General features: G+C 38.7%; 20 protein-coding genes and 1 tRNA gene. 11 read left to right on the top strand and 10 right to left on the bottom strand.

The genetic code is table 11. The annotated features are described in order from the left end of the window. Positions 1-3 precede the first annotated feature (3 nt). Positions 4-79: transfer RNA gene (locus tag AC07M3_RS12850), tRNA-Val, on the top strand. Positions 80-549: 470 nt separating this feature from the next. Here AC07M3_RS12850 and AC07M3_RS12845 read toward each other — a convergent pair. The 4 genes from AC07M3_RS12845 to yccS all read right to left on the bottom strand — a co-directional run bounded on the left by AC07M3_RS12845 (position 550) and on the right by yccS (position 7,038). Then, complete coding sequence (locus AC07M3_RS12845; protein ID WP_494567471.1) at positions 550-1,335, bottom strand: YdcF family protein; 786 nt, start codon at positions 1,333-1,335, stop codon at positions 550-552. A gap of 114 nt (positions 1,336-1,449) precedes the next feature. After that, positions 1,450-4,032: a PepSY domain-containing protein gene (locus AC07M3_RS12840; protein WP_494567470.1), complete on the bottom strand. Its 2,583-nt coding sequence runs from the start codon at positions 4,030-4,032 to the stop codon at positions 1,450-1,452. 155 nt (positions 4,033-4,187) lie between these two features. Continuing rightward, positions 4,188-4,763 carry an SdpI family protein gene (locus AC07M3_RS12835; RefSeq protein ID WP_005036343.1) on the bottom strand — a complete coding sequence of 192 codons (576 nt, stop codon included), beginning with the start codon at positions 4,761-4,763 and terminating at the stop codon, positions 4,188-4,190. Between the two features lie 100 nt (positions 4,764-4,863). Beyond that, the gene (gene yccS, locus AC07M3_RS12830) at positions 4,864-7,038 is read right to left on the bottom strand and encodes a YccS family putative transporter (RefSeq protein WP_494567469.1); all 2,175 of its coding nucleotides are present in this window, start codon (positions 7,036-7,038) and stop codon (positions 4,864-4,866) included. A 126-nt stretch (positions 7,039-7,164) separates the two neighbouring features. On the opposite strand from yccS, the gene AC07M3_RS12825 reads away from it, so the two are divergent. Then, complete coding sequence (locus AC07M3_RS12825) at positions 7,165-8,379, top strand: multidrug effflux MFS transporter (protein ID WP_092708821.1); 1,215 nt, start codon at positions 7,165-7,167, stop codon at positions 8,377-8,379. Between the two features lie 25 nt (positions 8,380-8,404). On the opposite strand, the gene AC07M3_RS12820 is transcribed toward AC07M3_RS12825, so the two are convergent. Next, positions 8,405-9,112: a nitroreductase gene (locus AC07M3_RS12820; protein WP_494567468.1), complete on the bottom strand. Its 708-nt coding sequence runs from the start codon at positions 9,110-9,112 to the stop codon at positions 8,405-8,407. 509 nt (positions 9,113-9,621) lie between these two features. On the opposite strand from AC07M3_RS12820, the gene AC07M3_RS12815 reads away from it, so the two are divergent. From AC07M3_RS12815 to sbmA, 6 genes are all read left to right on the top strand, one after another. Further along, positions 9,622-9,825, top strand: coding sequence for a hypothetical protein (locus AC07M3_RS12815; RefSeq protein ID WP_005036353.1), 204 nt, complete (start codon positions 9,622-9,624; stop codon positions 9,823-9,825). A gap of 184 nt (positions 9,826-10,009) precedes the next feature. Then, positions 10,010-10,150 carry a hypothetical protein gene (locus AC07M3_RS12810; RefSeq protein ID WP_132071758.1) on the top strand — a complete coding sequence of 47 codons (141 nt, stop codon included), beginning with the start codon at positions 10,010-10,012 and terminating at the stop codon, positions 10,148-10,150. 99 nt (positions 10,151-10,249) lie between these two features. Beyond that, positions 10,250-11,725 (top strand): alanine/glycine:cation symporter family protein, encoded by a 1,476-nt coding sequence (locus tag AC07M3_RS12805; RefSeq protein WP_004639031.1) that lies wholly within the window; start codon positions 10,250-10,252, stop codon positions 11,723-11,725. A 169-nt stretch (positions 11,726-11,894) separates the two neighbouring features. Then, on the top strand, positions 11,895-12,869 hold the full coding sequence (locus AC07M3_RS12800; protein ID WP_307012654.1) for a patatin-like phospholipase family protein: 975 nt from the start codon (positions 11,895-11,897) through the stop codon (positions 12,867-12,869). 204 nt (positions 12,870-13,073) lie between these two features. Next, positions 13,074-14,309 carry a threonine ammonia-lyase gene (locus AC07M3_RS12795; RefSeq protein ID WP_045435365.1) on the top strand — a complete coding sequence of 412 codons (1,236 nt, stop codon included), beginning with the start codon at positions 13,074-13,076 and terminating at the stop codon, positions 14,307-14,309. Between the two features lie 236 nt (positions 14,310-14,545). Next, a complete protein-coding gene (sbmA, locus tag AC07M3_RS12790; protein WP_494567467.1) occupies positions 14,546-15,742 on the top strand; it encodes a peptide antibiotic transporter SbmA in 1,197 nt (398 codons plus the stop codon). A 40-nt stretch (positions 15,743-15,782) separates the two neighbouring features. Here the strand turns inward: sbmA and AC07M3_RS12785 are convergent, their stop codons facing one another. After that, complete coding sequence (locus AC07M3_RS12785; RefSeq protein ID WP_494567466.1) at positions 15,783-16,532, bottom strand: DUF4850 domain-containing protein; 750 nt, start codon at positions 16,530-16,532, stop codon at positions 15,783-15,785. 124 nt (positions 16,533-16,656) lie between these two features. On the opposite strand from AC07M3_RS12785, the gene AC07M3_RS12780 reads away from it, so the two are divergent. From AC07M3_RS12780 to AC07M3_RS12770, 3 genes are all read left to right on the top strand, one after another. Further along, positions 16,657-17,721, top strand: a complete 1,065-nt coding sequence (locus AC07M3_RS12780) for a DUF1176 domain-containing protein (protein WP_494567465.1) — start codon at positions 16,657-16,659, stop codon at positions 17,719-17,721. A gap of 39 nt (positions 17,722-17,760) precedes the next feature. Continuing rightward, positions 17,761-18,531: a hypothetical protein gene (locus AC07M3_RS12775; protein ID WP_494567464.1), complete on the top strand. Its 771-nt coding sequence runs from the start codon at positions 17,761-17,763 to the stop codon at positions 18,529-18,531. Between the two features lie 110 nt (positions 18,532-18,641). After that, positions 18,642-19,160: a hypothetical protein gene (locus AC07M3_RS12770; RefSeq protein ID WP_005049977.1), complete on the top strand. Its 519-nt coding sequence runs from the start codon at positions 18,642-18,644 to the stop codon at positions 19,158-19,160. Positions 19,161-19,270: 110 nt separating this feature from the next. On the opposite strand, the gene AC07M3_RS12765 is transcribed toward AC07M3_RS12770, so the two are convergent. The 4 genes from AC07M3_RS12765 to gatA form a co-directional block, all read right to left on the bottom strand. Further along, positions 19,271-19,849 (bottom strand): DJ-1/PfpI family protein, encoded by a 579-nt coding sequence (locus AC07M3_RS12765; protein WP_017392506.1) that lies wholly within the window; start codon positions 19,847-19,849, stop codon positions 19,271-19,273. A 171-nt stretch (positions 19,850-20,020) separates the two neighbouring features. Beyond that, positions 20,021-20,485 (bottom strand): hypothetical protein, encoded by a 465-nt coding sequence (locus AC07M3_RS12760; RefSeq protein ID WP_092708845.1) that lies wholly within the window; start codon positions 20,483-20,485, stop codon positions 20,021-20,023. Positions 20,486-20,597: 112 nt separating this feature from the next. Continuing rightward, the gene (gene gatB, locus AC07M3_RS12755) at positions 20,598-22,067 is read right to left on the bottom strand and encodes an Asp-tRNA(Asn)/Glu-tRNA(Gln) amidotransferase subunit GatB (protein WP_494567463.1); all 1,470 of its coding nucleotides are present in this window, start codon (positions 22,065-22,067) and stop codon (positions 20,598-20,600) included. Further along, positions 22,067-23,545, bottom strand: a complete 1,479-nt coding sequence (gene gatA, locus AC07M3_RS12750; RefSeq protein WP_494567462.1) for an Asp-tRNA(Asn)/Glu-tRNA(Gln) amidotransferase subunit GatA — start codon at positions 23,543-23,545, stop codon at positions 22,067-22,069. The genes gatB and gatA overlap by 1 nt, the downstream gene beginning before the upstream one ends. Positions 23,546-23,563 lie beyond the last annotated feature (18 nt).

The raw sequence follows: 23,563 nt of genomic DNA, 5'->3' as shown, positions 1-23,563 counted from the left end.
TTAGGGCGCTTAGCTCAGTTGGTAGAGCGTCTGCCTTACAAGCAGAATGTCGGCGGTTCGATCCCGTCAGCGCCCACCATTACTTCATTCCGAAAGTTAAATTTTTCCAATATTTAAGTTGCTTATTTATTTGTAATTCTTAATCTGTATTTGAATTCTTTATATAAATCACTCTAAATTTAGTTGTTCTATTTTGAAGCTCAATATTTATATCTCCAATTGACTAAAAAATCATTAGTTAAGTTATTTCTTATTTGGATAAATGACTTTTGTGTTATTTAATTTGGGGCTATAGGTTTAAAACCTAACTGTGTTTAAAAGTGATTGCCTGAGTTATAGACTAAAATTATTTCACATAAAATTTTCTTAAAAAATTTATTTTATATTTTTATTGAATAGACTTCTCTTATATTAAATTTGCCATGTAATGACTCAAATAGAGCTTTATATATTTCATAAGTTTACTAGATCTATTTCTAACGAATAACAATACTTTCTTGCGTAAAAAAAACTGCTATTTTTTAATAGCAGTTTTCAAATAAGTCATTCTTAATATTCGTTAAAAAACCATCCACTTGCAAAAGCGAAATATTCTCGTAACCAAGAATTGTAGCGAGTAGCTAATGGTGTTTCAGCAGCCACTGTATAAACTTGCGTATAACCTTGTTTTTTAGCAATAGCTGCTGCTCGTGGAGTGTGAAAATCGCTTGTCACAATAGCTATCGGTTGGTCGAGGGTAATATGGTGCTGTGCTAATAGTGGTTTACTATTCATTAGATTAAGTTCAGTACTTGTACTTTTATCTTCAAGTACCATTCGTTCTTTTGCTAAATGATAATGTTGCTCTAGATAACGCGACATCACTAATGCTTCGCTTTCCTTTTCTGAAAAATCAAGACCTCCCGTTACAACAACTTTTGCTTGGAGCTGTTTTAGAGCAATAGGGGCAGCCGTATCTAAACGTTTTGCAAGAGTTTTGGATGGTTGACCATTTTCAACGCCACTACCTAATACAATGATTGCATTTACTGGAGGGAGATTTTGACTTGTCTCTTTATTCTCTTTAATAAAATCAAAGAAATAGCCTAAGCTAATTAGCCATATCCAGAGGCATAACCATCCAAAACGCCAAAGTGTGTGTAAGCGATAGTGATAGAAGAAGAAACGCTCTAAATGATAATAAAATAAAGAATAGACGCAGAAGAAAGCGCCAAAAATTAAAGGGATAATTGTGCCGACATTAATTTTATTGAGACAAATTAGAACCAATCCATCTAGAAATAAAATCGAACCAATGATTGCTAGGAAAATACGGATCCACTTACTGACTTGCATTGTGTTTACAGTTGCAATTTAAATTGCAGACAGTGTATGCAAAATCATTCTGAATGCAATAAAAAACCGAGTAAAGCATCTGTGCCATTACTCGGTTTTCTGATTTATAGGCTTTTAATAAACATCGCGGCGATAACGGCCTTGTTGTCTTAATTCATCTACCTGTTCATCACCTAGAATTTCAACCAGTGCTTGGTCGACTCCGCTTGCCATACCATCAATACTACCGCAAACATAGAGAACAGCGCCGCGCTCTATCCAGCTTACTAATTCTGCTGCATTCTGACGGATTACATCTTGAACATAAACGCGTTGTTCTTGATCTCGGGAAAATGCTAGATCTAGGCGTTTTAACATTCCTGTTGTTTGCCATGCTTCAATAGTTGATGCATAGAAGAAATCACATGCTCTTTGACGTTCACCAAAGATTAACCAGTTTTCAGTGTAGTCATGACGAGTACGTGTATGTAACAGGCTCATTAAACCTGCAATACCAGTTCCGTTACCAATACAAATAATAGGGCGGTTGTCATCAATAAGATGGAATGATTCATTGGTACGAATACGCAAAGCAACCTCATCATTGACTTGAGTATGTTGAGTCAGCCATCCAGAACCTAAACCTAAGTTACCAGACTCATCATGCTGTTGACGAACAACTAAACGAAGCACTTGCTGAGAAGGAATACTCGCAATTGAGTACTCTCGTGTTGGTAGAGTAGGGAGCTGTTCTAATAAATGATCTAGATTAGCAAATGGTTCAATTTCACCAGTTAAGTCTTTACTCCAAAGCGCTTTCTCAATTGAGATATCTAATGAGTCAACTTTGGAATTTTTAAGAATATGATGCTTCTGCAAGAATGCGTGAATACGTTCAGGGCTATTACCAGGCTGAATTTCAGCAATATCACCCGCTTGCCATATTGCTTCGTGCTTTGCGTTAAGCTCAATATTATAAGCAGGTTGCCCTAAGCTATTTGGATTGAGTAAGTCACGTTGTTGTAATGTCCATGTATCAAAAACTTTTTCTAAATTTACAGCGTGCAAATCTAATTTAGTTGCTTTCGCGAGTGCTTGATTCCAGTTTTGAATATCCGCTAAGTGTGCATTATCAACTTCAATTGTATTAAAGAGGGCATGAGCACCATTAGTTTTAAGCCAAGCATCTACTGCATGACCAAAGCTACAATACGTATCAGGATATTCTTTAGAACCTAGCGCCAAAACAGCATAGTTCATGTGCTTAAGATCCAGATTCACTTTTAAAAGCTTTTTAGCAAAGCTTGTAGCGAGGTCGGGAGCATCACCAGTACCGTATGTACTGATTACAAATAAAACCTGCTCATGCTGCTCTAAATCAGATTGTGTTAGCTGCTGTACAGGTTTAACCAGAACTGGCTGATGAGCTTCTTGTAAACTTGTTGCTGTACTCCAAGCAAGTTGTTCTGCTACGCCAGTTTGAGTTGCGTAGGTAATAAGCCAAGGCTTTGCATTTGGATCAATGTATTGCCCAGCTAAAGACTGACGAGCCGCCTGTGTTAACTTTTTCTGTTTCCGGCGTTTAAGATAAAGCATCAACCCTGTAACAAAGAATAAAGGCATTGCCAATGAAGCAAGCATCGCAACGAATTGATAAATTGGTCCAAAGAAGCTACCACGGTGCACGGGTAACATACTGCTCATGATTTTTTGATTAAGCTTTTTATCTTCGTAAAGCTCCATCTTTTCGATAGTACCAATTTGATAATTATATATGGCTTGGTTGCGTGCACGTTCGTGTTGCGGGGTAGCATCGACAAAACTTAATTCAATTTTTCCATCATCTTTTTTCGGTAAGTTCAATGTTAGCGTCGAATAATCACGTCCGACCTGACTATTGAATCCACTCCATGTTTGATTAAGTACTGTAATGAGCTGAGTATTATCTAACTGAGGCTCTGATTTTTTATCAGTATTATGCTCAGATCGTTTATTTTGTTGCATTCCTCGATTTTGAGGGGCAGGGCCATGACCTTGTGGCTTGGGTTGTTCAACGCCCATCACTTTGAACATGCCACTACGCCACCAGTCATAAGACCAATATAGACCTGTACATGCGAATAGTAGGTAAAAAACAATGACCCATGTGCCGACAACAGCATGTAGATCCCAAATAAAATTTCGGCCTTTCAATTTTGGTTTAACCGCGAGCCATTGACGGGCAGAATGTTTTTTAGGCCAGCGTAAATATAATCCACTCAGTACAAAGTAAATTAACATTAAGGCACAGGCACCAGTAATTTGCTTGCCAACTTCGCCTGCGGTTAAATTACGATGAATTTGTTGTATTAATAACAACAGTTTTCGGCCTTTAACATCGGGCAGAACCTGAGCGTTATAAGGATTCACCATCATATTATAGCCACGGCGTTCACCTTCTTTTTCAATATTGACAGTAGAAGAGGCGGTTGGATCCTTGGAAATCGTAATGCTATTAATTTTAATTTCAGGCTGAGTCGTATTGAAATATTGATATAGCTGAGCAGGGGTTAATTTTGGAGTGCTTTCAGCTTGAACAACATAACTATCAGAATTTACCCATTTTAAAATTTGTTGGTCATAAGAATAAATTGCACCTGTTACACCCATAATGGATAAGATTAGGCCAGCAGTAATACCCAGAAACCAATGAATTTGAAATAAAATTTTTTTAAACATGGTCGAAAATGTAAATATGATGGAGATCTTGTAACGAAGTATAGCCGAAGATTGAGTAGATAATATGGATTTTGGAGATAATATTAATTTTCATTATCATTTGTTTTTACTGTAATAAAAAACCTCCATAAGGAGGCTTTCTATAAAATCAAAACTTAAAGAGTTTTCGGTTCACCTACAGCTTCTTTTAAATGCGTGCGAATCGTATTGAACGAGAAGTTTTTAGAATCCATGCGCTTAGGTAAAATATAAGCACCTTGTTGTTCTTGGCCTTTTGGATCTTTTACTTTGAAATTTACCAAGATGAAATCAGGTCCATTGTACCATTCGTAGATATTTTTCCATCCAATTGTACCAACGCCTTCTTGTTGGCCCATTTTTTGGCGCATCACAATACCATGAGGCTGCACGCCTAAACGAATACCTTTGATTTCCTGTACCGGAAATTCATTCATTTTGCGTTTAACGTACCATTCTAATCCGTATTTACGACCTAGGTAGTAAAGTACTACAGCGACAATAGCAACCCAGCAAAAAACAGTAGAGTAGTTCTTAATAAAAATAAGACCTAATATAGCTAGGGCTAAAACTACACCCATAATTGCCCAAATTTTTGTGCTGATTTTATTGGTGCTGCGCCAGATAAGAAGCTGAGCATTACGTTGTTCAGCTTCTGACACGTCATATGGAACAGGCTGAAGCGTATAAGCGTATAAAGTTTTCGCGGTCATAGTGCAAATAACAAATTGTAAACTGTTTTAAGTTTAGCACTAATTGGCATAAGTCAGGAAAGGATATTATGCCAATTTAATACTAAATTCCGACTCAAATTTATAATGATGCAAGCTCACTGGCATCATTATCAAGATCATGACTTAGACGTTGTTTTAACATACTAAATCTGTTCAACACGCCAAGCATGAGTGATAGCTGCTGTAAAATAATGAGTGATTTTTGGTCATTTTCATCATTTTGACTTAGACGATGACGTATCGTTTGGAGCATATTTTGTGCTGTAAGATCAGGCATCTCATCTCTTAAGAGCGCTCCTTGAATATCATCTAGCGCTTGGTCTAATAATTTAAGAACAGCTTGATCCTGAAGGCTTTCTCGATGTGCCCCAAGTGCCGCGATATAACTTAAAAATGTATGATTTAAACATAAAAATTCAAAAATATCGGATTTACGAGTTGGGTCAAAGTCTGGTTCAGTCGCTAAAGTTGAAATAAGTGAAGCAACTTCAGCATCTGTATTGTGTGCAGCTCGACGTACAATACGATAATTCAGCGCATGATTACGGCCTTCATGATACTGTTTCACAACTTCAGCTAAATAATTACATTGAGCTTGTAATGAACGTCTGATGTTGCGAGGTAAACGACGGAACTTCCAGTCGGGCCAGATAAATGTCACGCCAAACCAAGCTAAAGCACAACCAATTAAGGTATCTAAAAATCTTGGAATGGCGGCAGCCATTGCTGAACCGTCCAGATTAAAGTTAATTAATGCCAAAATTGTAATAAAGGCAGTTGCTTGCGCATACTGTTTACTGCGTAACTCAAAAAACAGTACTCCACTTAATATCAACATAAATAGTTGCCCTTCAGTTGAAGGAATTAAGAAGATAATCGCAAGACCTACAATAATCCCAACTAACGTTCCAACAATTCGTAGACGTAAGCGGCGCTTGGTAGCGTTAAAATTAGGTTGGCTTACAAATAGAGCTGTAAGCATAATCCAATAACCATATTCAATATTGGTCATTTGGATGAGTACATATCCAATAAATAAAACAATCGATACACGAATCGCGTGGCGGAACAGCACAGATTCGGGAGTTAAATTTTGTTTTATCCGGATGACAATATCATTCCATCCTTGTAAATCATCATCTTTAAGTTGGTTTTCGGCTTGTTTTACTTTATCAGATTGAATGTGTTGTTCTGTTTCCAGATTGAGTAACTGGGAATCGATAGATTTTAAGTTTTGGTATAAAGCGAAAAGCGCATTTACCCATAAAAGGTCATAATGCTGATCGTGTCTTAGCTTCTCTAAAGAAAGGCGTAGGTTTTCAAAGCTTTGTTTAAACCTTTTATTATGGTTATAAGGTTTACGTTGCAAAATACATTCATTTAACTCTTGGCAAGCTTTGCCTTGGATCGCCAAAATCCGTTGGAATCTAAATAAAATATCACTATGCTGAAAAATTTTGGCTAACTTTTGATAGTCGATATGAGCAGAGTCAGCACGCTCATGAATGTCTTGAGCGACAAAATAATAATGTAAGCTTCGGCGTGTATCTTTTTGCCCACGGTCGCCTTTTAAACGAGTTAATAAAGCTGTTTTTAAGTCATTAAAAATCGTAATTAACTTACCGTTTTCTAATGACAGTTCGATCATACTTTGCTGATAGCTGGCAGGAGTCATATCTACATCAAACAAATTTGATTTTGCAAAGAGAAAATCGCCTAGGGATGCATAAGACGCGGCCAGTTTGTCTTGTAGTTGTCTAACCGGAAATAGTAAAAAACTAATAGTTGCAATTAAGCCATACCATGCAGCACCTGCAACTAAAAGGGTAGGTTGAATATACCAGTGATCGAAGAGATGAACACCTAGCATGGTATAGACTGAAACAACTAAACAACCATAAGAGATGGTTGCGTAACGACGTCCTAATGAGCCTAGTAAAATCCAGCCAATACACGAAGCAATCAATCCCAAAGCAAAAGCCATTGGGTAGGGGAAAAGTAATTGTACGGAAGCTGCGGTAATGAAGAACCCAATATAAGTATAAATCAGGTTCATGATTCGTACTGAAAAGCGATCATCAATATCGCTTAAACCGGCTGCAACCACACCTAAAGTAAGTGGAATTGTTGCTAATTGATAGCCCAGAAAATAAGGCACGAAAGCAGTTCCTGAAAAGGCTATCAGCATTCGCACGTTATACATAAATGTGGTGTTATAAGTCGCTCTTTTTAGGCGTTTAAACCAAGATTTCAAAGGAAGTCCTTGCTGATCAACCTGAGGATAAAGGATTTGTGTATTTCTACACCAATGTTGCACAAATCATACGATAGACAGTGTAAGCTTGTCTGTATGCAAATGATTGAAAAATGAAATATCGTTATGTCTGAACAAACAGCCCAGCGTCAATACTCTATTGGCTGGATTATGTTGCTCGCTTTACTTACGGCTTTAGGGCCATTATCCATCGATATGTACTTACCTGCTTTGCCACAAATGGCGCATGATTTTGGGGTAAGTACACAAATGGTGGCCAATACACTACCAGCTTACTTTTTTGGTTTAGCTGTTGGGCAGTTGGTTTATGGTCCTCTAAGCGACCGGATTGGTAGAAAAAAACCACTTTATTTTGGTCTCGCACTTTATGCAGTCGCAAGCTTATTTTGTGTATTGGCTACAAATGAATGGGGCTTGATTGCTGCTCGTATTTTGCAAGCGTTAGGTGGCTGTGTTGGTGTGGTTATGGCCCGTGCAGCAATACGCGATAGATTAGATGTTCAAGGCTCGGCACAAGCTTTTTCAAGCATGATGATTGTCATGGGGTTAGCACCTATTTTGGCACCTATGATTGGGGCATGGATTTTAATTTGGTTTCCGTGGCAAGCGATTTTTATTGCGCTTTCAATCGTGGGAGTCATATGCTGGCTATGCGTACATTTCTTTTTTAAAGAAACTTTGGCAATCGATAAAAGACTCAAGCTGTCACCATATCAAGTCGTTACCCTCTATGGGGCTATTTTCAAAGATGCGAGTTTCCGCTTACCTATGTTTGCAGGCTGTTTAACAGGGGCGGCGCTATTTTGTTATATCAGCTCAGCACCAGCAGTTTTTATGGATCAATACGGACTGAATCAGCAAGAGTTTGCTTATGCCTTTGGACTAAATGCTTTTGGCATTATGTTGATGTCATCTTTAAATAAGCATTTAACATCACGTGTTGAAATCACTAAACGGTTAAAGGCAGGTTCACTTGTACAAGTGACTGGAGCCATTATCGTATTTATTGCGGGTTTAATTCCTGCTGCGCCTTTATGGCTTGTTATGTTAGGGCTATTTTTAGCTATTTCAGGCATTGGTTTAACAGGACCAAATGCAATGGCACTTGCAATGTCCAAACAAGGTGCCCGCGCAGGAACAGCCAGTGCAATTATGGGAAGTATGCAATTCGCTTGTGGCCTCTTGGGTGGCGTACTGCTTAACTTCCTCATTTGGTCTGCATCGCTCAACATGGGCGTAATGATGGTGTTATTTACGCTGAGTGGGTTCGTTGTCGTTTTAAAAGCGGCGCAACAAGTAGAAACCAAGCCATTCTCATAGTTTTAAAAGAATGGCGACTTAGATTTTATTCGTCTAGAAAAACTGTGAAATTTTCGACAGGTTCTCTAGGTGTAATGAAGGTATTTACAATGTGATTAGGATCAGCATGACCTAACGCAATTGCACAAACTAGCTCTTCATCATCTGATGCACCCACGATATCTAAAACAATAGGGTGAAAATGGTTCCAAGCTGCTTGTGGGCATGTATCTAAACCTCGTGCCTTGGCAGCAACCATCACGTTTTGGATCATCATTGCGATATCCATTTTAGACCCGATTCCCATGGTTTTATTTACTGTAAAGAAAAGGCCGGCTGGTGCATCAAACAGTTTAAAGTTACGTAACTGTTGTTCAGCCATTTTTTCTTTTTCGCCCTTTTTAATTTCGAGTAGACCATAGAGCCCCCAACCATTTTCGCGGCGGCGGTCAATAAAAGGGGATATCCATTTTTCAGGGTAATAGGCAAAAGTTTCTTTATATTGTTCTGCAAGTTCCGGGTTTTTTGAAACTTCGATTTGTGCTGCACAGACACGTTCAACCATTTCATTACGCTTGTTGCCTGTTATTACATAGACTTTCCATGGTTGAGTATTTGTTCCAGAAGGTGCTCGACTTGCGACTTGTAATATATCTTTAATAACTCCTGACTCAATTGGAGTATTTAAAAAAGCGCGGACAGAATGTCGAGAAGTGATAGCTTCATCAACGAGACGAACTTGTTCCAGATTCATGAGATACTCCTATATCATTTTCTTAAATATTTCATACTTTATTGAAGCTTAATTTCATGTTTTGAAAGTACTTCATTTATAAGCACAAAATATTAGAAAAGAGATATTCTTACAGGTATGATAATTTAATTAGTTTAGACATATTGTCTGATTAATCATAATTCGAATATGCCACTTTAGATTTAAATAGACAAAATAGTGTGATTTTGTCGGTTATAAAAATAAAAGCATAACTGTGAGTGGGTGAAAAATATTCAATTGAAAAAAAGGTATAATATGTTTAAAAACAGTACAAAACGGATAGTTTTATATAAAATATGACCATTTTTTATATAAAATTTTAATGAAAAATATACACAAAACTTTAAATTTCTGCATAATACCGACTTTTTTACGCAGGTATGATTTCTCCATACTCACGTTAGGAAATAGTGGCTGCAAACAAAATCCCTTTACAAAAAGGATTTAGGTGCAGAAATGGAGAAATACACGAGGTATAGGAGCTTTACATGAGTCTACCACTCATCAACAAGCAGTTCATGAAACAAGGATTGGCGATTACCATTGCAACCATGAAAATGAACGTAACTCACGCAGCTACTGAGCCACAAAAAATACAACAGCTTAGTACAGATCTAAACGCACTCTTCTTTGATCATGGAGAAAAGGGCGCAGATAGTCGCGTTATGGCGATCGCTTGTTACAGTCTTTGAAATTTATATCCAGTTTAGACATTTGCTCAAAAGTATATGTAAATATGCTTATTGGCTTAAATCCAGATTTTGTATAATTCGCTTAATTGATGGGAATCATTAGACGAGTTTATTTAGCGGTGGTCATTTGTTAGTTTCCAAGTTTATAGCTGAGTCGATGCATACTGTTTTTCCAAAAGCGGAAATTTTCAGTAGTGCAATGATATTATTTTGTCTGAAGGTCGCTTTCTCTCATGCAACCTTCAAAGGCTTAGTGTTGGGCATGATGTTGCTTAAACTTGTGACGATAATTGCTATTCAATTGACATTAAAAGTTTTTTCTTGAATTTACTGAAAAGTCCCGGTTTCTAGGGGCTTTTTTGTTTATTGCAGTATTTTGGCATGTGCTTTTAGCACATTAGCAAGGAACGTAAGCGGACCGAGTATGAATGAACAACTCAATGCCACACTGATGTCGTGGGTAAAATTTTTTAATGACCCTTTATGGGACTTTTTGGTTATTTTCTTGCTGGCTGTAGGTGTTTTTTATACGGTCTTAACAGGAGCAGTGCAAATTCGCATGTTCTTGCAAAGTATCCGAGTGATGAAAAGCAGTCGTACAGAAGGCGAAGATGAGCATGGTCTTACACCTTTTCAGGCGTTTGTAACAGGCCTTGCGAGCCGTGTTGGGGTAGGTAATATTGCTGGTGTAGCAATTGCCATCGCAATTGGTGGTCCTGGTGCAGTGTTCTGGATGTGGGTAACAGCTGTTCTTGGTATGAGCTCTGCTTTTATTGAGTCTACGCTTGCTCAACTATTTAAAGTTCGAGATAGTAAGACTAAACAGTTCCGCGGTGGACCAGCCTACTATATTACTCAAGGTTTACGTAGTAAAACCTTTGGTGTGGTCTTCGCACTTGCATTGATCTTTACCTATGGTTTCGTATTCAACTCAGTTCAAATCAATGCGATTGCTAATGCATCATCACATGCTTGGGGTTGGGACAAAGCTAATTTTATTGCTCATTTAGGTGGCGTTGATCTAGAAATTTCATGGGTTGGCCTTGCTCTTGTAGTTTTAGTGGCATTGGCAATTTTTGGTGGTATTAAGCGTATCGCTAAATTTGCAGAGATGTTTGTACCTTTAAAAGCAGGTCTTTATCTATCTGTTGCTCTATATATTGCAATCAGTAACTATGCAATTTTGCCTGATATTTTAAAGTTGATTGTGACTGAAGCTTTCAATTTTAATTCTGCAGCAGGTGGTTTCTTTGGTGCGGCAGTGTCAATGGCAATGATGCAAGGGATTAAGCGTGGTTTATTCTCTAACGAAGCTGGTATGGGTTCTGCACCAAACGCAGCGGCTGCATCTGATGTAAAACATCCTGTAAACCAAGGTTTGGTACAAATGCTCGGTGTATTTGTAGATACTTTTATTGTATGTACAAGTACTGCAATCATCATTTTGGTTTCTGGCGTTTACCAAGATGCAGGTTTTGTCGGTGTTGAATTAACACAACGTGCCTTAGAAACTCAAGTTGGGCATTGGGGATCGGACTTCCTTGCAGTTCTATTATTCTTATTCTGTTATTCAGCTGTACTAGGTAACTATGCCTATGCAGAAGGTAATGTACAGTTTATTAATAACAATCCGAAAGTAATGTTCATCTTCCGTATTTTTGTATTGGTGATGGTGTACTTCGGTGCAATTGGTAGTGTTCCACTCGTTTGGTCTATGGCTGACTTGTTTATGGGTATCATGGCAACTATTAACTTAATTGCAATTTTACTGTTAACGCCGATGGCACGCACATTGTTGAAAGATTACCGTGAACAATTGAAAAAAGGCATTAAAGAGCCTGAGTTTAAAATTGATAAGTATCCAGAATTGAAGAAAAAAGTTGATTCAGATATCTGGTAAGTTAAAAAAGGCCTCTTATAAATAAGGGGCCTTTTTCATAGGGGTATAGATAAAATACTTGAGTCTAAATTTTAAACATGACAAATTAAATAAATTCGATACAGCTTTTCACAAGACTAGCAACTAAAATTGCAATCCGAACTTAAACCTCATAGTGCGAAGATAGGCCATGAAACAGCTTAAATTGTGGGTTCTCGGACTCTCTATGGTGTTGGCAGGCTGCCAGACCACTACACACTTATCTGCTGCTCTAAAACCGCAAACAGCGGAGGCTTATGCTCGTTCTGTCGATCAGCCATTTGCACGAATTAAAAAACAGCAAAAACGTCCAGTTGTTGCGCTCGTACTGGGTAGCGGTGGAGCACGAGGTTATGCTCATATAGGCGTCATTGAGGTTTTGGAACAACATGGTATTCGACCCGATTTTATTGTAGGTACCAGCGCCGGTAGTATTGTTGGAGCACTTTATGCAAGTGGTAAAAGCCCTTCTGAATTACGTGATACTGCATTAAAAATGAAAGCTGGCGATGTGCGAGATATTAGTATCGGGCTAAAAGGTTTTTTTGATGGCAAAAAAGTAGAAAACTACGTTAACGAGCAAGTAAACAACATGCCACTCGAAAAAATGAAAATCCCAATGTATGTGGTTGCAACTGAATTAAAGCATGGCACTAAAACTGTGTTTAACTATGGTAATACTGGGCAAGCTGTAAGGGCTTCGGCTTCAATTCCAAGTATGTTTGTACCAACTAAAATAGGTAAATCTGAATATGTCGATGGCGGTTTAGTGAGCCCTGTACCTGTTGAAGTCGCTCGCGATTTAGGTGCTGATGTCATTATTGCTGTTGATATTTTAGCTCAGCCTATTTACACAGAAACCTCGAATGTCTGGGGACTGTTTAACCAGAATATTAATATTATGCAAGGTCGTCTAGCGGCAGAAGAATTACAATATGCGGATGTTGTTATTCAACCGGATTTAAGAGAAAAAGCGCATATTTTTGATGTGAAAGGTCGTGAAGCTACTATGAAATCTGGCATAGATGCAGCTAATGCCAAACTTTCCGATATTCAATTTGCTATTGATGAAAAAATAGCTGAACAGAATATGTCTACTGAAGGGTTAAGTGCGCAAACTCAATAATTTAACGTTAATCTTTTGAAAATTAAATAAAAAGCCTGAGTAGGGCTTTTTTTTATGCGAGTTTAAATCCTTAATTTTTGGAATAAAAATTTTTGTATATTAGGTACATGTTGGATATGCTGAAAACTCTGGTGACCAATATAAAATATTGATGTCATTTTTAAAAAATAATTGATTTGTAATGTATTGAGGCTGACTAGATAAATGATACAGCAACAGGTTAAAAATGGGTTTCCAACATTAGATGATGTTCATGCTGCCGCGGAGCGTTTGGAAGGTTTAGTCGTAAAAACTCCTTTTGTTTTCTCAGAAACCATTTCTAAAACCTTAGGGGCTGAAATGTGGCTGAAATTTGAAAACTTACAATTTACAGCTTCTTTTAAAGAGCGTGGGGCACTAAATAAACTGCTGTGTTTATCTGACCAAGAAAAACAACATGGTGTTATTGCAGCTTCGGCAGGCAATCATGCGCAAGGCGTAGCGTATCATGCTCAGCGCACAGGGGTAACTGCGACCATCGTGATGCCGAAATCTACGCCTAATGTAAAAGTACAGCGAGTGCGTGAATATGGGGCACGAGTGATTTTACATGGACAAGATTTTTCTGAAGCCGCTGCTGAAATGCACCGTGTTGCACAAGAAGAATCTTTAACGATTATCCATCCATTCGATGATGCAGAAATTATTGCAGGTCAAGGAACCATTGCGCTTGAAATGCTTGCAGCTGTACCTGATCTAGACATTTTAGTTGTGCCAATTGGAGGGGGCGGCCTAATTTCAGGTATTGCGATTGCTGCCAAAGCCATAAATCCAAAGATTAAAATTATTGGGGTGCAATCAGTTGTATACCCAAGTATGGCAAAACTACTGTGCAATTATCAGCATGCTGTTTCAATGGGTTCGACCGTTGCTGAAGGTATTGCGGTGAAAACTCCGGGTGAGCTTACAACTCAAGTTGCTAAAGAATATGTCGACGATATTGTGGTTGTCACCGAAGACATGATTGAAGAGGCAATTGCGCTGTTACTCAATATTGAAAAAACGGTGTGTGAAGGGGCAGGTGCAACAGGTATTGCTGCAATTATGTCTCGTCCTGATCTATTTTTAGGCCATAAATTGGGTGTAGTGCTGTCTGGTGGCAATATTGATACACGCGTTATGGTCTCCGTATTGCAACGTCATTTAACGCGTACAGGCCGTATGGTCCGTATTCGTGTTGAATTACCAGATAATCCGGGTGCTTTAGCTCGTTTAACAGCAATTATTGCTGAGCAAGGCGGTAATATTTATGAACTTCGTCATGAGCGATTCGCGGCTACAAGTCGTGCAAAAGAAAGTGCCGTGAGTGTTGACGTTGAGCTTAAAAGCGCTTCAGACCTAGATTTGCTCATTCAGGCAATGCAGTTGGAAGGCTATATTGTTCGTAAAGAAGAGATTTAATCTCTGAATTGCTGTGTTATAAAAGCCGTATATGGCTCTATTGAGGGTCATATACAAGGCAATTTAAATGGATTAAATTGCTCAAAAGGGATGAATTTACAAAAAAACGATCAAATCCTTCAATGAAACGAGAAAAACTGACAATTCTCTAAACTTTACCCTTCACAATTTTAAGGTTTAGGTTTTAGTATTCTTCTCATTGTAAATTTGAAGAAATATAAGGATATCCGCGCTCAATGTTCAAATCATTTTTTCCATCACCACGGTATTTTTTTATATCTGCGGTTATTTGGCTCGCGTTAAATATGGTGCTCTGGTACACAGGCGGAGATCACTGCGGTGAGTATCTAGGCTTTCCTCATGGTTATGCTGAAGCTGAATTACCAGTTGGTGTAAACCGTTTTTGGTCACCTGCTTTTTTATGGTTTTATCTTTGGTTTTTAGTTTCTACCGCTCTCTTTGCTGGCTTTTGGAAAATTATTTCCAATAATCCATGGCAGCGTTGGTCTATATGGGGCTCGGCATTTATTTTGTTTAATATCTGGTTTGGAGTTCAGGTCAGTGTTGCGATTAATGCTTGGTATGTACCATTTTGGGATTTAATTCAAAAAATGCTTTCAGATGGTGGTGGAGATCTCTCGGCACTATATAGTGAGACTTTGGTTTTTCTTTATATTGCTATGGTTGCTGTGACTCTTGCTGTAATTAATGCTTTTTTCACAAGCCATTATGTATTCCGTTGGCGTACAGCAATGAATGAATACTATACAGAGCATTGGGAAAAGCTACGTCATGTTGAAGGTGCTTCACAGCGTGTGCAAGAAGACACCATGCGTTTTGCAACGATTATGGAAGATTTAGGTGTTGAACTGGTAAAAGCTGTCATGATTTTAATTGCGTTTTTACCTATTTTATTTCAATTGTCTAAACATGTTCCTGTTTTACCCATCGTTGGTGAACTAGAACATTCCTTAGTATGGGCAGCAATTGTATGGGCCGCTTTTGGTACAGTTTTATTAATGGTAGTAGGTATTAAATTACCAGGCCTTCAATTTAATAATCAGAAAGTAGAAGCAGCGTATCGTAAAGAACTCGTTTATGGCGAAGACCATGCAGACCGCGCAAGACCAGCTACTTTAAAAGAGCTTTTTAGTAGAGTCCGTAAAAACTACTTCCGACTCTATTTTCATTATGCTTACTTTAACTTAGTCGCTACATGGTATAAGCAGTTAGATATTTTATATAGTCTAGTTGTTTTGTTCCCTGCTATTGCAAGTGGGAAAATGACTTTAGGTTTAATTAACCAAATTGGTGGTGTATTCGATAAGGTTCGTGAATCATTCCAATACTTAATTAGTTCATGGAAAACAATTATTGAATTACTTTCGATTTATAAGCGTTTAAAAGCCTTTGAATCGATATTACACAAATAAAAGAAAGCCCGCGAAAGCGGGTTTTTTTATGAGTTTGGATTTAATGAGTTGTGTTATAAAAGTTGAGAATAGGGCCAACTAAAGACTGTTGCGATTTATCTAAGGTCACTTGAATCTCTTTATAGTTAAACGTGTCTTCATTGTAATATTTAGCAATGCCATGTGTTTTATTATTGAGTTGAGGAATTTGATAACTAAAAAAAGCTATTTTCTTAGAGGGATGAACAGTATTGATCAGTTTTTTAGGGTCTTTATATCCACCAAACTCATTTTCAATACTTTCTTTTAACAGTTCTGGAAAATAGAGCGTTGCATTTGGCAATCCACATCCAACACAAAATGAAGAATCATAAAGTTCTATCGCTTGTTTTTGATCTGGACTTATTATTAGAGCAAAACCACTACCGTTGGCACCTGCATTTGCTTGCACATCTTGCCAATTTCTAGGCACAAGCACTAACCCTATTTCCGGTAATGCAAGAAGCTTAAGCTGCTTGGCATGTTGAGCATCAAGCTTAAAATTAAAGCGGCAATTTTTTAGTGTGCATTTTTCAAAATCTTTAAGCAAACCATCATCTGTTGGGCTCAGTGCAGTAACACCATAAAATGGCACGGTAATACCATTTAAAAATTTTGCTTCTCCGAGAGCGTAGAACTGGTTATCTGCTTTTCGGGTTGCAGCAGAGCTATAAAACTTTGGGAAATGGGGCGTAAAGCTTTTTACTTCGGCATGTGTAATTGAAACTGTACTCACTAACGCGACACATAGTAAAAAATATAGTTTTTTCATTTTTAAAAAGTAATCATTTAAATTTTCTATCAACCTAGCATATTCTTTTAAACTAGACGGTAACCCAAAATTTTATACTGTTTTTAACTTAATAATAAAAACAGATCTATAGAGACATGAAAAAATGAAAAAAATGCTTTCAATTTGCTGTTTATCAGCCATGAGTTCTTATGGCTTTGCTCAAGACATAAAAGGCATTTCATTTTCACACCAAGAGTGGGAAATTTCTTGCAGTAATACGGGAACATGTAAGGCGGCAGGTTATCAAAATGAAGAAAATGGTGATAATCCAGCGTCGCTGCTATTAGTACGTAAAGCAGGCCCAAAGCAAGCTGTACAAGCTGAATTTGCTTTATCAGACTATGAGCAAAGCTTGCCTGCAAGTCAGCTTAAAAATATCCACTTTTATATGAATGGCAAAGATTTAGGCACTGTCACTGTGGATGGTGTCGAGCTGCCATTAATGGGGAAACTGAATAACTCACAGGTCAACGCTTTACTCCAGCAGTCAAAGCAGAAAACTGAAATTATATTTAAAAATACACAGCATGAATGGACGATTTCCGATGCAGGAATGACTGCTGTGTTGCTAAAACTGGATGATTTTCAGAAGCGTATCGGAACTGTTGGTGCTTTGGTCAAAAAAGGGCCTGCTAATGAATCAAAAGTGTTGGCAGCCCAACCCAAATTAATTGTAAAGCATGTCAAAACAGCGGCTAAACCATATTTGACGTTGCAACCAAAAAGTAAGTCGTATCAATCTGTTTATCATAGTTTAATGTCAGCTCAATCGAACCCAAAAGAAGAAGGATTTTGTGAAGGAATCTATGGTAGTAGCGATGGAGCTGAACCGCAGGAAATTGAACTTTATAAACTGACCAATAAGAAAGTTCTGGCAACTACCCTATGTTGGAGAGGTGCCTATAATGAAGGGTATGGTGCTTGGGTACTTGATGAGTCTTTTTCTGGTAAAGCAACATTTGTAACTGAGACAGCATCGGATTTTGATAGAGGTATGATTAGTAGTGCTCAAAAGGGAAGAGGTGTTGGAGATTGCTGGGCGAGTGAAGAATGGGTGTGGGATGGTCAAAAGTTTGTACATACGAAAGATATGTGGACAGGCATGTGCAAAGGCTTGGCAGCAGGGGGCGTGTGGGAGCTTGATAAAATTGAGTCTATTGTCAAATAGCTTAGTGGTCGACTAAAAATATCTTTAGGAAAAGAATAAATGATTAAAAGGAAAATAGAGATAGCTTTCTTGGTTTTAGCTGCAATGTTTGCTTGTTTTGCCAATCCTGCTTTTGCTGCACCTTTAGATATTTTAGAGTTTAAAAAAGATCAATTGTCCCAAACTGAACAGAAACAATTATGTGAGAAAATAAGAGATTTATGTCTGCAAGGCGTGCAATGGCGTAGCCTAAAAACTCCAGACCAGAATTTATGGATATTATCGAGTCGTAATGATATCGCACAGTTTAAACCTACATCTACGGGTTTTAAATTGGTCAGGAAATGGAATATTGTGACAATAGCAAGCGAAGATGATCTTCATAAACAATATATATTTCCCAAGCTTTTTCCACTCACTCAACAGCGTTATGCAATTGCAATAATTGATCAGTTTTCTGAAATGTATTCAGGAGGTGGTGCAAATATTGAACGGGCTAACTTTTATGAGTTACAGGAATCAGGCAATGAACGTCCCTTTATTAAAAATTATCCATTTAGTTTTAGTCGGATGATCAGAGCCTGTTTTTCTGAGCAAGACTATGAAAGTTCCAAAGGAAATTGTCATGATGAGGATTCTTTAAGTCTGGATATTCGTCCAATCAAACCGTTAGTGTGGCAATTTCGCTATCGTTATAGTTTAGGCGTATCACCTGCATCAGATTCAGGTGGGAAATCATATAAGGGCAGTAGAAACTTAAATATTGACTTAAATAAAGCACCAGAACAGCCAAATATTCCTGAAACATGGAATTATGCTGGAATGGGTTAAGGATTAAATCAGTTGATAAATTTGAAGAAGTAGACGATTTACAGAGTCATAACAGGTAACTCCACTCGCTCTGTGATACAAAGAACAGATTGTTTATTGGAGCTAGACCTATGTCACGTCATGTTTATGCGATTGCCCGCCGTAAGTTTTCACATTTGAGCCGTTCAGTTTGTATGGCTGTTGCTGTACTGGGTACAACACAAATTGCGATGGCTGGCCCAACGGTCGATCAGTTGAGTGACTGTTTAGTTAAGGCCACGACTACTTCTGACAAGACTACTGTACTTCAATGGACATTCACGGCTTTAGCGGCTCATCCAGACTTAAAAGCATTTAGTAATGTAACACCTGAGCAAAAAGATCAGTTAGACCAAAAACTGGCACAGGTTTTACAACGTATAATCGTAGAGCAATGTTCTACCCAAACTAAAGCTGTGATTCAAGCGGAAGGTGTTAAGGCGGTTGGAGAGGCTTTTCAGCAGTTAGGTCAAAGTGCTGGTGAAGATATTGTGAAAGACCCCGCAGTTAAACAGCAGTTGCAGGGCACATTGCGTTATATCGACTTAAATAAATTAGTGACAACATTTTTAACCCCAGAGATTTGGAATAAGTTGGGAATTACGAGATAGTAATTTAGCTTTCTGCTTCTCAAATAAATGAATGTAACCTGCTGTTAGACGAAATGGGTTTCTAACTAACAGCAGGTTTTATTTTTAGTGGCTTTAATGGTAATACCTACTTAAATACTAATCGTCGCACCTAAAACTTTTACAAACTGCGCTAACCAAGCTGGATGCGCAGGCCAAGCAGGCGCAGTCACTAAATGACCATCTGTAACAGCTTCGGTCACGGCAATATCTGCGTATTGTCCCCCAGCTAATTTTACTTCGGCAGCACATGCTGGGTAAGCAGAACACAAGCGGTCTTTTAGTACATCTGCCGCAGCAAGTAACTGAGCGCCATGACATACGGCTGCAATTGGTTTTTTCACTCGATCAAACTCACGCACAATTTCGATAACACGTTCATTCATGCGTAAATATTCTGGTGCACGACCACCCGGAATGACTAAACCTACATAGTCTTCAGTATTAACTGCATCAAAATCATAGTTAATGGCAAAATTGTGACCGCGTTTTTCGCTATAGGTTTGGTCACCTTCAAAGTCATGAATAGCAGTAGCAATATGGTCGCCGTTTTTTTTATTTGGGCAAACAGCATGCACGGTATAACCTAAACCAGTTAAAAACTGGAAAGGGACCATGGTTTCATAATCTTCAGCATAGTCGCCGACCAACATTAAAATCTTTTTAGACATGTTTTATTTCTCTTTTTAAAATATAAGTTATCTGAAGTTTTAATTTAAATTACCATAGTCGCTATGCGATTTTTTAGTAAAAAGCGCATTCTTTAGTCGAAGGGTACTTCATGAGTGATATGAAAAACCTCCAGATAAATCGAGGCTGCTTAAACTTCCTTAGGTCTTTTCTTATAACTGGCAAGCTTTACCCTGATATTCATAACGGTTTACGACGTATTCTTGACCATTCCATCGATAAATAGCAAAACAGAAACCTGGGCCTCCATTGTCAATATCAGGCCAGCCATCTTTACCTTTGGTTTTCAAAAAGGTGGGTATGCCAGAGTTACTAAATAATTGTTTCCATTTTCCGTCTTTTTGCTGTGAAACGATATAGTAGCCAACCCCAGTATTGCCATAACACATGCTGCTACTATCTTGAATAACGGCATCTTTACGCCCATCACCATTCAAATCTTTATAAATGATAATTTCACCAATATCACAATTGCCTTCCCATACATGTTTTGTTTTTGCAAAGCCTGCTGCTTTAAAAATAGGTGCTACCTCGCTCTTTGGAACTTGAGCAGCTTGAGCAAAAATTGTCGAGTTTATTAACAATAAAGAAGTCGTAATAAGTAATCTATTTGTCATGGTTAACCTGTTGAGTATAGTTTTAGCTTAAAAATTTATTGTGGATTCATTAAGTTTATAAAATAGATAAAAACCCGCTCTAAAGCGGGTTTTCTTTTGAAGTGAGATCAGTTTAACCAATCAATTTTTTCATTAATTCATTGACTTGAGTAGGGTTAGCTTTACCCTTAGATGCTTTCATGACTTGGCCTACAAGACCGTTAAAGGCTTTTTCTTTACCAGACTTGTACTCTTCAACCATTTTTTCATTGGCTGCAAGTACTTCTTTAATGATTGCTTCAATCGCACCAGTGTCAGTTTCTTGCTTTAAGCCTTTTTCCGCAATAATGTCATCGGCAGATTTACCTTCCGATTCCCACATAAAGCCAAAGACTTGTTTTGCAATCTTACCGCTTATGGTGTTATCAACAATACGTGCAATCATGCCACCAAGCTGTTCAGCAGAAACAGGAGAGTCAGCCAAATCTAGGTTTGCTTTGTTTAATGCGCCTGAGAATTCGCCCATTACCCAGTTTGCCGATACTTTACCTTGTGCAGCACCGCCCGCAGCAGCCACAACAGCTTCAAAGAAGTCTGCCATTTCGCGTGAAAGCGTAAGTACATGTGCATCGTATTCAGTTACACCAAAGTCTGCGATAAAGCGGGCACGGCGTGCAGCAGGTAGCTCTGGAAGCGCAGCACGAGCAGCTTCAATTTGCTCATCTGCAATAATGACTGGTAACAAATCAGGATCTGGGAAGTAACGGTAGTCATTCGCTTCTTCTTTAGAACGCATTGAACGCGTTTCCATTTTATTTGGATCGAACAAGCGTGTTTCTTGGTCGATACTTCCGCCGTATTCCAAAATTTCCATTTGGCGTTCAATTTCAACATTGATCGCTTGCTCGATGAAACGGAATGAGTTGAGATTTTTCAGCTCACAGCGTGTACCAAATGGTTGTCCCGGACGACGTAAAGACACGTTACAGTCCGCACGGAATGAACCTTCCGCCATGTTACCGTCGGAAATACCTAACCAGCGCACAAGTGTATGAATTGATTTGATATATGCCACAGCTTCTTCAACTGAACGCATATCTGGTTCAGACACGATTTCAAGCAACGGTGTACCAGCACGGTTTAAGTCAATGCCAGACATGCCTTCAAATTGGTCGTGTACAGATTTACCTGCATCTTCTTCAAGGTGAGCACGAGTTACGCCAATGCGTTTTGTTGTGCCATCTTCAAGTTGGATATCAATGTGGCCTAAGCCGACAATTGGATTATCCATCTGGCTAATTTGGTAGCCTTTTGGCGAGTCAGGGTAGAAGTAGTTTTTACGTGCAAACACAGATGCTTGGTCGATGTATGCATCGATACCTAAACCAAAGCGAATTGCAAGATCAACCACTTTCTCATTCAAAACAGGGAGTACACCTGGCATTGCCAAGTCTACAAGGCTTGCTTGTGTATTCGGGTCTTGACCAAATTCAGTCGATGAACCAGAGAAAATTTTAGAATTGGTTGCAAGCTGAGTGTGAATCTCGATACCAATAACGACTTCCCAACCGTCAATTAATTTCAACTTTTGAGCTTCAGCCATTATGCATTCTCCTCAGCAATTGCCGCACGTTTGGTATGCCAGTCAGTGTTTTGTTGGTATTGATGAACAATCGACAACAATTGTGATTCTGACCAGTAGTTGCCAATCAATTGTAAGCCGACAGGCAAGCTGTCTTTGTCAAAACCAACAGGAGCATTAATCGCTGGTAAGCCTGCTAAGTTCACTGCAAGTGTATAGATATCGCCTAAATACATTTCAGTTGGACTTAAGTTTGCACCAATTTTATAAGCAGTCGTTGGTGCAGAAGGTGCAGCAATCACGTCTACATTTTCAAATGCTTTTAAGAAGTCTTGTTGAATTAAACGACGAACTTTTTGTGCTTTCACATAGTAAGCATCGTAATAACCCGCAGAAAGAGCATAAGTACCAATTAAGATACGACGTTGAACTTCTGGACCAAAACCTTCTGAACGTGAACGTTTGTAAAGATCCATTAAGTCAGCTGGGTTTTCACAGCGGTGGCCGTAACGAACACCGTCATAACGAGACAAATTAGAAGATGCCTCTGCTGGCGCGATGAGGTAATACGTTGGAACATAGGCCTCAGTCATATTGAGATCAATCTCAACAAGCGTTGCGCCCATTTCTTCAAGCTTTTTCAAAGACTCTTCAACGCGTGCTTTTACGTCAGCATCTAAACCAACAACGTTGAAGTACTGTTTAGGAATACCAATGCGTAAGCCTTTTACAGATGTATTGCTTAAGTTTGCCACGTAGTCATCGACTTCTTTTTTAACAGAAGTTGAGTCTTTAGCATCGTGACCTGCAATTACATTCATGAGGTAAGCACAATCTTCAGCAGAACGTGCCATTGGACCTGCTTGGTCAAGTGATGATGCGTATGCAATGATCCCGAAACGAGATACACGACCATAGGTTGGTTTTAAGCCTGTTAAGCCACAGAAAGAGGCAGGTTGGCGAATTGAACCACCAGTATCAGTACCAGTAGCAAAAGGCGCTAAATCAGCTGCTACAGCCGCAGCAGAACCACCTGATGAACCACCGGGAACATGATCAAGTGCCCATGGGTTACTGGTTGCGCCAACATATGAGCTTTCAGAAGTTGAGCCCATCGCAAACTCGTCCATGTTCACTTTACCTAAAGTGACAAGACCAGCTGCTTTAGTTTTTTCAACAACAGTTGCATCGTAAGGAGAGATGAAGTTGTCGAGAATTTTTGAACCAGCAGTCGTTTTAATGCCTTTGGTACAAAAAATATCTTTGTGTGCCAGAGGAATACCCGTTAGAGCAGTTGCATTGCCTATTTTTAATGCAGCATCGGCAGCATCAGCTTCTACAAGCGCTTGTTCAGGTGTAACCGTCACATAGCTTTTAACTTGTGAATCGAGTTTCGCAATACGTTTTAAATAGTGTTCAGTCAGTTCGCGAGATGAAAACTTCGCTTGGCTTAAGCCCTCAGCAAGTTCACGAATTGATAAGCGATGTAAATCAGTCATGAGTAAAATTTCTTTACA

Source organism: Acinetobacter sp. GW821-FHT09D10 (assembly GCF_059416285.1).
The sequence above is the reverse complement of the archived record's forward strand: the minus strand, read 5'-3'. Positions and strand labels throughout refer to the sequence as shown.

Excerpts from the sequence above, each read along its gene's own strand:
- AC07M3_RS12770 (WP_005049977.1), top strand. The coding sequence starts at position 18,642 with ATGTCACGTCATGTTTATGCGATTGCCCGCCGTAAGTTTTCACATTTG.
- AC07M3_RS12765 (WP_017392506.1), bottom strand. The coding sequence starts at position 19,849 with ATGTCTAAAAAGATTTTAATGTTGGTCGGCGACTATGCTGAAGATTAT.
- gatB (WP_494567463.1), bottom strand. The coding sequence starts at position 22,067 with ATGGCTGAAGCTCAAAAGTTGAAATTAATTGACGGTTGGGAAGTCGTT.
- AC07M3_RS12795 (WP_045435365.1), top strand. The coding sequence starts at position 13,074 with ATGATACAGCAACAGGTTAAAAATGGGTTTCCAACATTAGATGATGTT.
- AC07M3_RS12805 (WP_004639031.1), top strand. The coding sequence starts at position 10,250 with ATGAATGAACAACTCAATGCCACACTGATGTCGTGGGTAAAATTTTTT.
- AC07M3_RS12840 (WP_494567470.1), bottom strand. The coding sequence starts at position 4,032 with ATGTTTAAAAAAATTTTATTTCAAATTCATTGGTTTCTGGGTATTACT.
- AC07M3_RS12785 (WP_494567466.1), bottom strand. The coding sequence starts at position 16,532 with ATGAAAAAACTATATTTTTTACTATGTGTCGCGTTAGTGAGTACAGTT.
- AC07M3_RS12775 (WP_494567464.1), top strand. The coding sequence starts at position 17,761 with ATGATTAAAAGGAAAATAGAGATAGCTTTCTTGGTTTTAGCTGCAATG.
- AC07M3_RS12820 (WP_494567468.1), bottom strand. The coding sequence starts at position 9,112 with ATGAATCTGGAACAAGTTCGTCTCGTTGATGAAGCTATCACTTCTCGA.
- AC07M3_RS12760 (WP_092708845.1), bottom strand. The coding sequence starts at position 20,485 with ATGACAAATAGATTACTTATTACGACTTCTTTATTGTTAATAAACTCG.
- AC07M3_RS12815 (WP_005036353.1), top strand. The coding sequence starts at position 9,622 with ATGAGTCTACCACTCATCAACAAGCAGTTCATGAAACAAGGATTGGCG.
- sbmA (WP_494567467.1), top strand. The coding sequence starts at position 14,546 with ATGTTCAAATCATTTTTTCCATCACCACGGTATTTTTTTATATCTGCG.
- gatA (WP_494567462.1), bottom strand. The coding sequence starts at position 23,545 with ATGACTGATTTACATCGCTTATCAATTCGTGAACTTGCTGAGGGCTTA.
- AC07M3_RS12780 (WP_494567465.1), top strand. The coding sequence starts at position 16,657 with ATGAAAAAAATGCTTTCAATTTGCTGTTTATCAGCCATGAGTTCTTAT.
- AC07M3_RS12800 (WP_307012654.1), top strand. The coding sequence starts at position 11,895 with ATGAAACAGCTTAAATTGTGGGTTCTCGGACTCTCTATGGTGTTGGCA.
- AC07M3_RS12845 (WP_494567471.1), bottom strand. The coding sequence starts at position 1,335 with ATGCAAGTCAGTAAGTGGATCCGTATTTTCCTAGCAATCATTGGTTCG.
- AC07M3_RS12825 (WP_092708821.1), top strand. The coding sequence starts at position 7,165 with ATGTCTGAACAAACAGCCCAGCGTCAATACTCTATTGGCTGGATTATG.
- AC07M3_RS12835 (WP_005036343.1), bottom strand. The coding sequence starts at position 4,763 with ATGACCGCGAAAACTTTATACGCTTATACGCTTCAGCCTGTTCCATAT.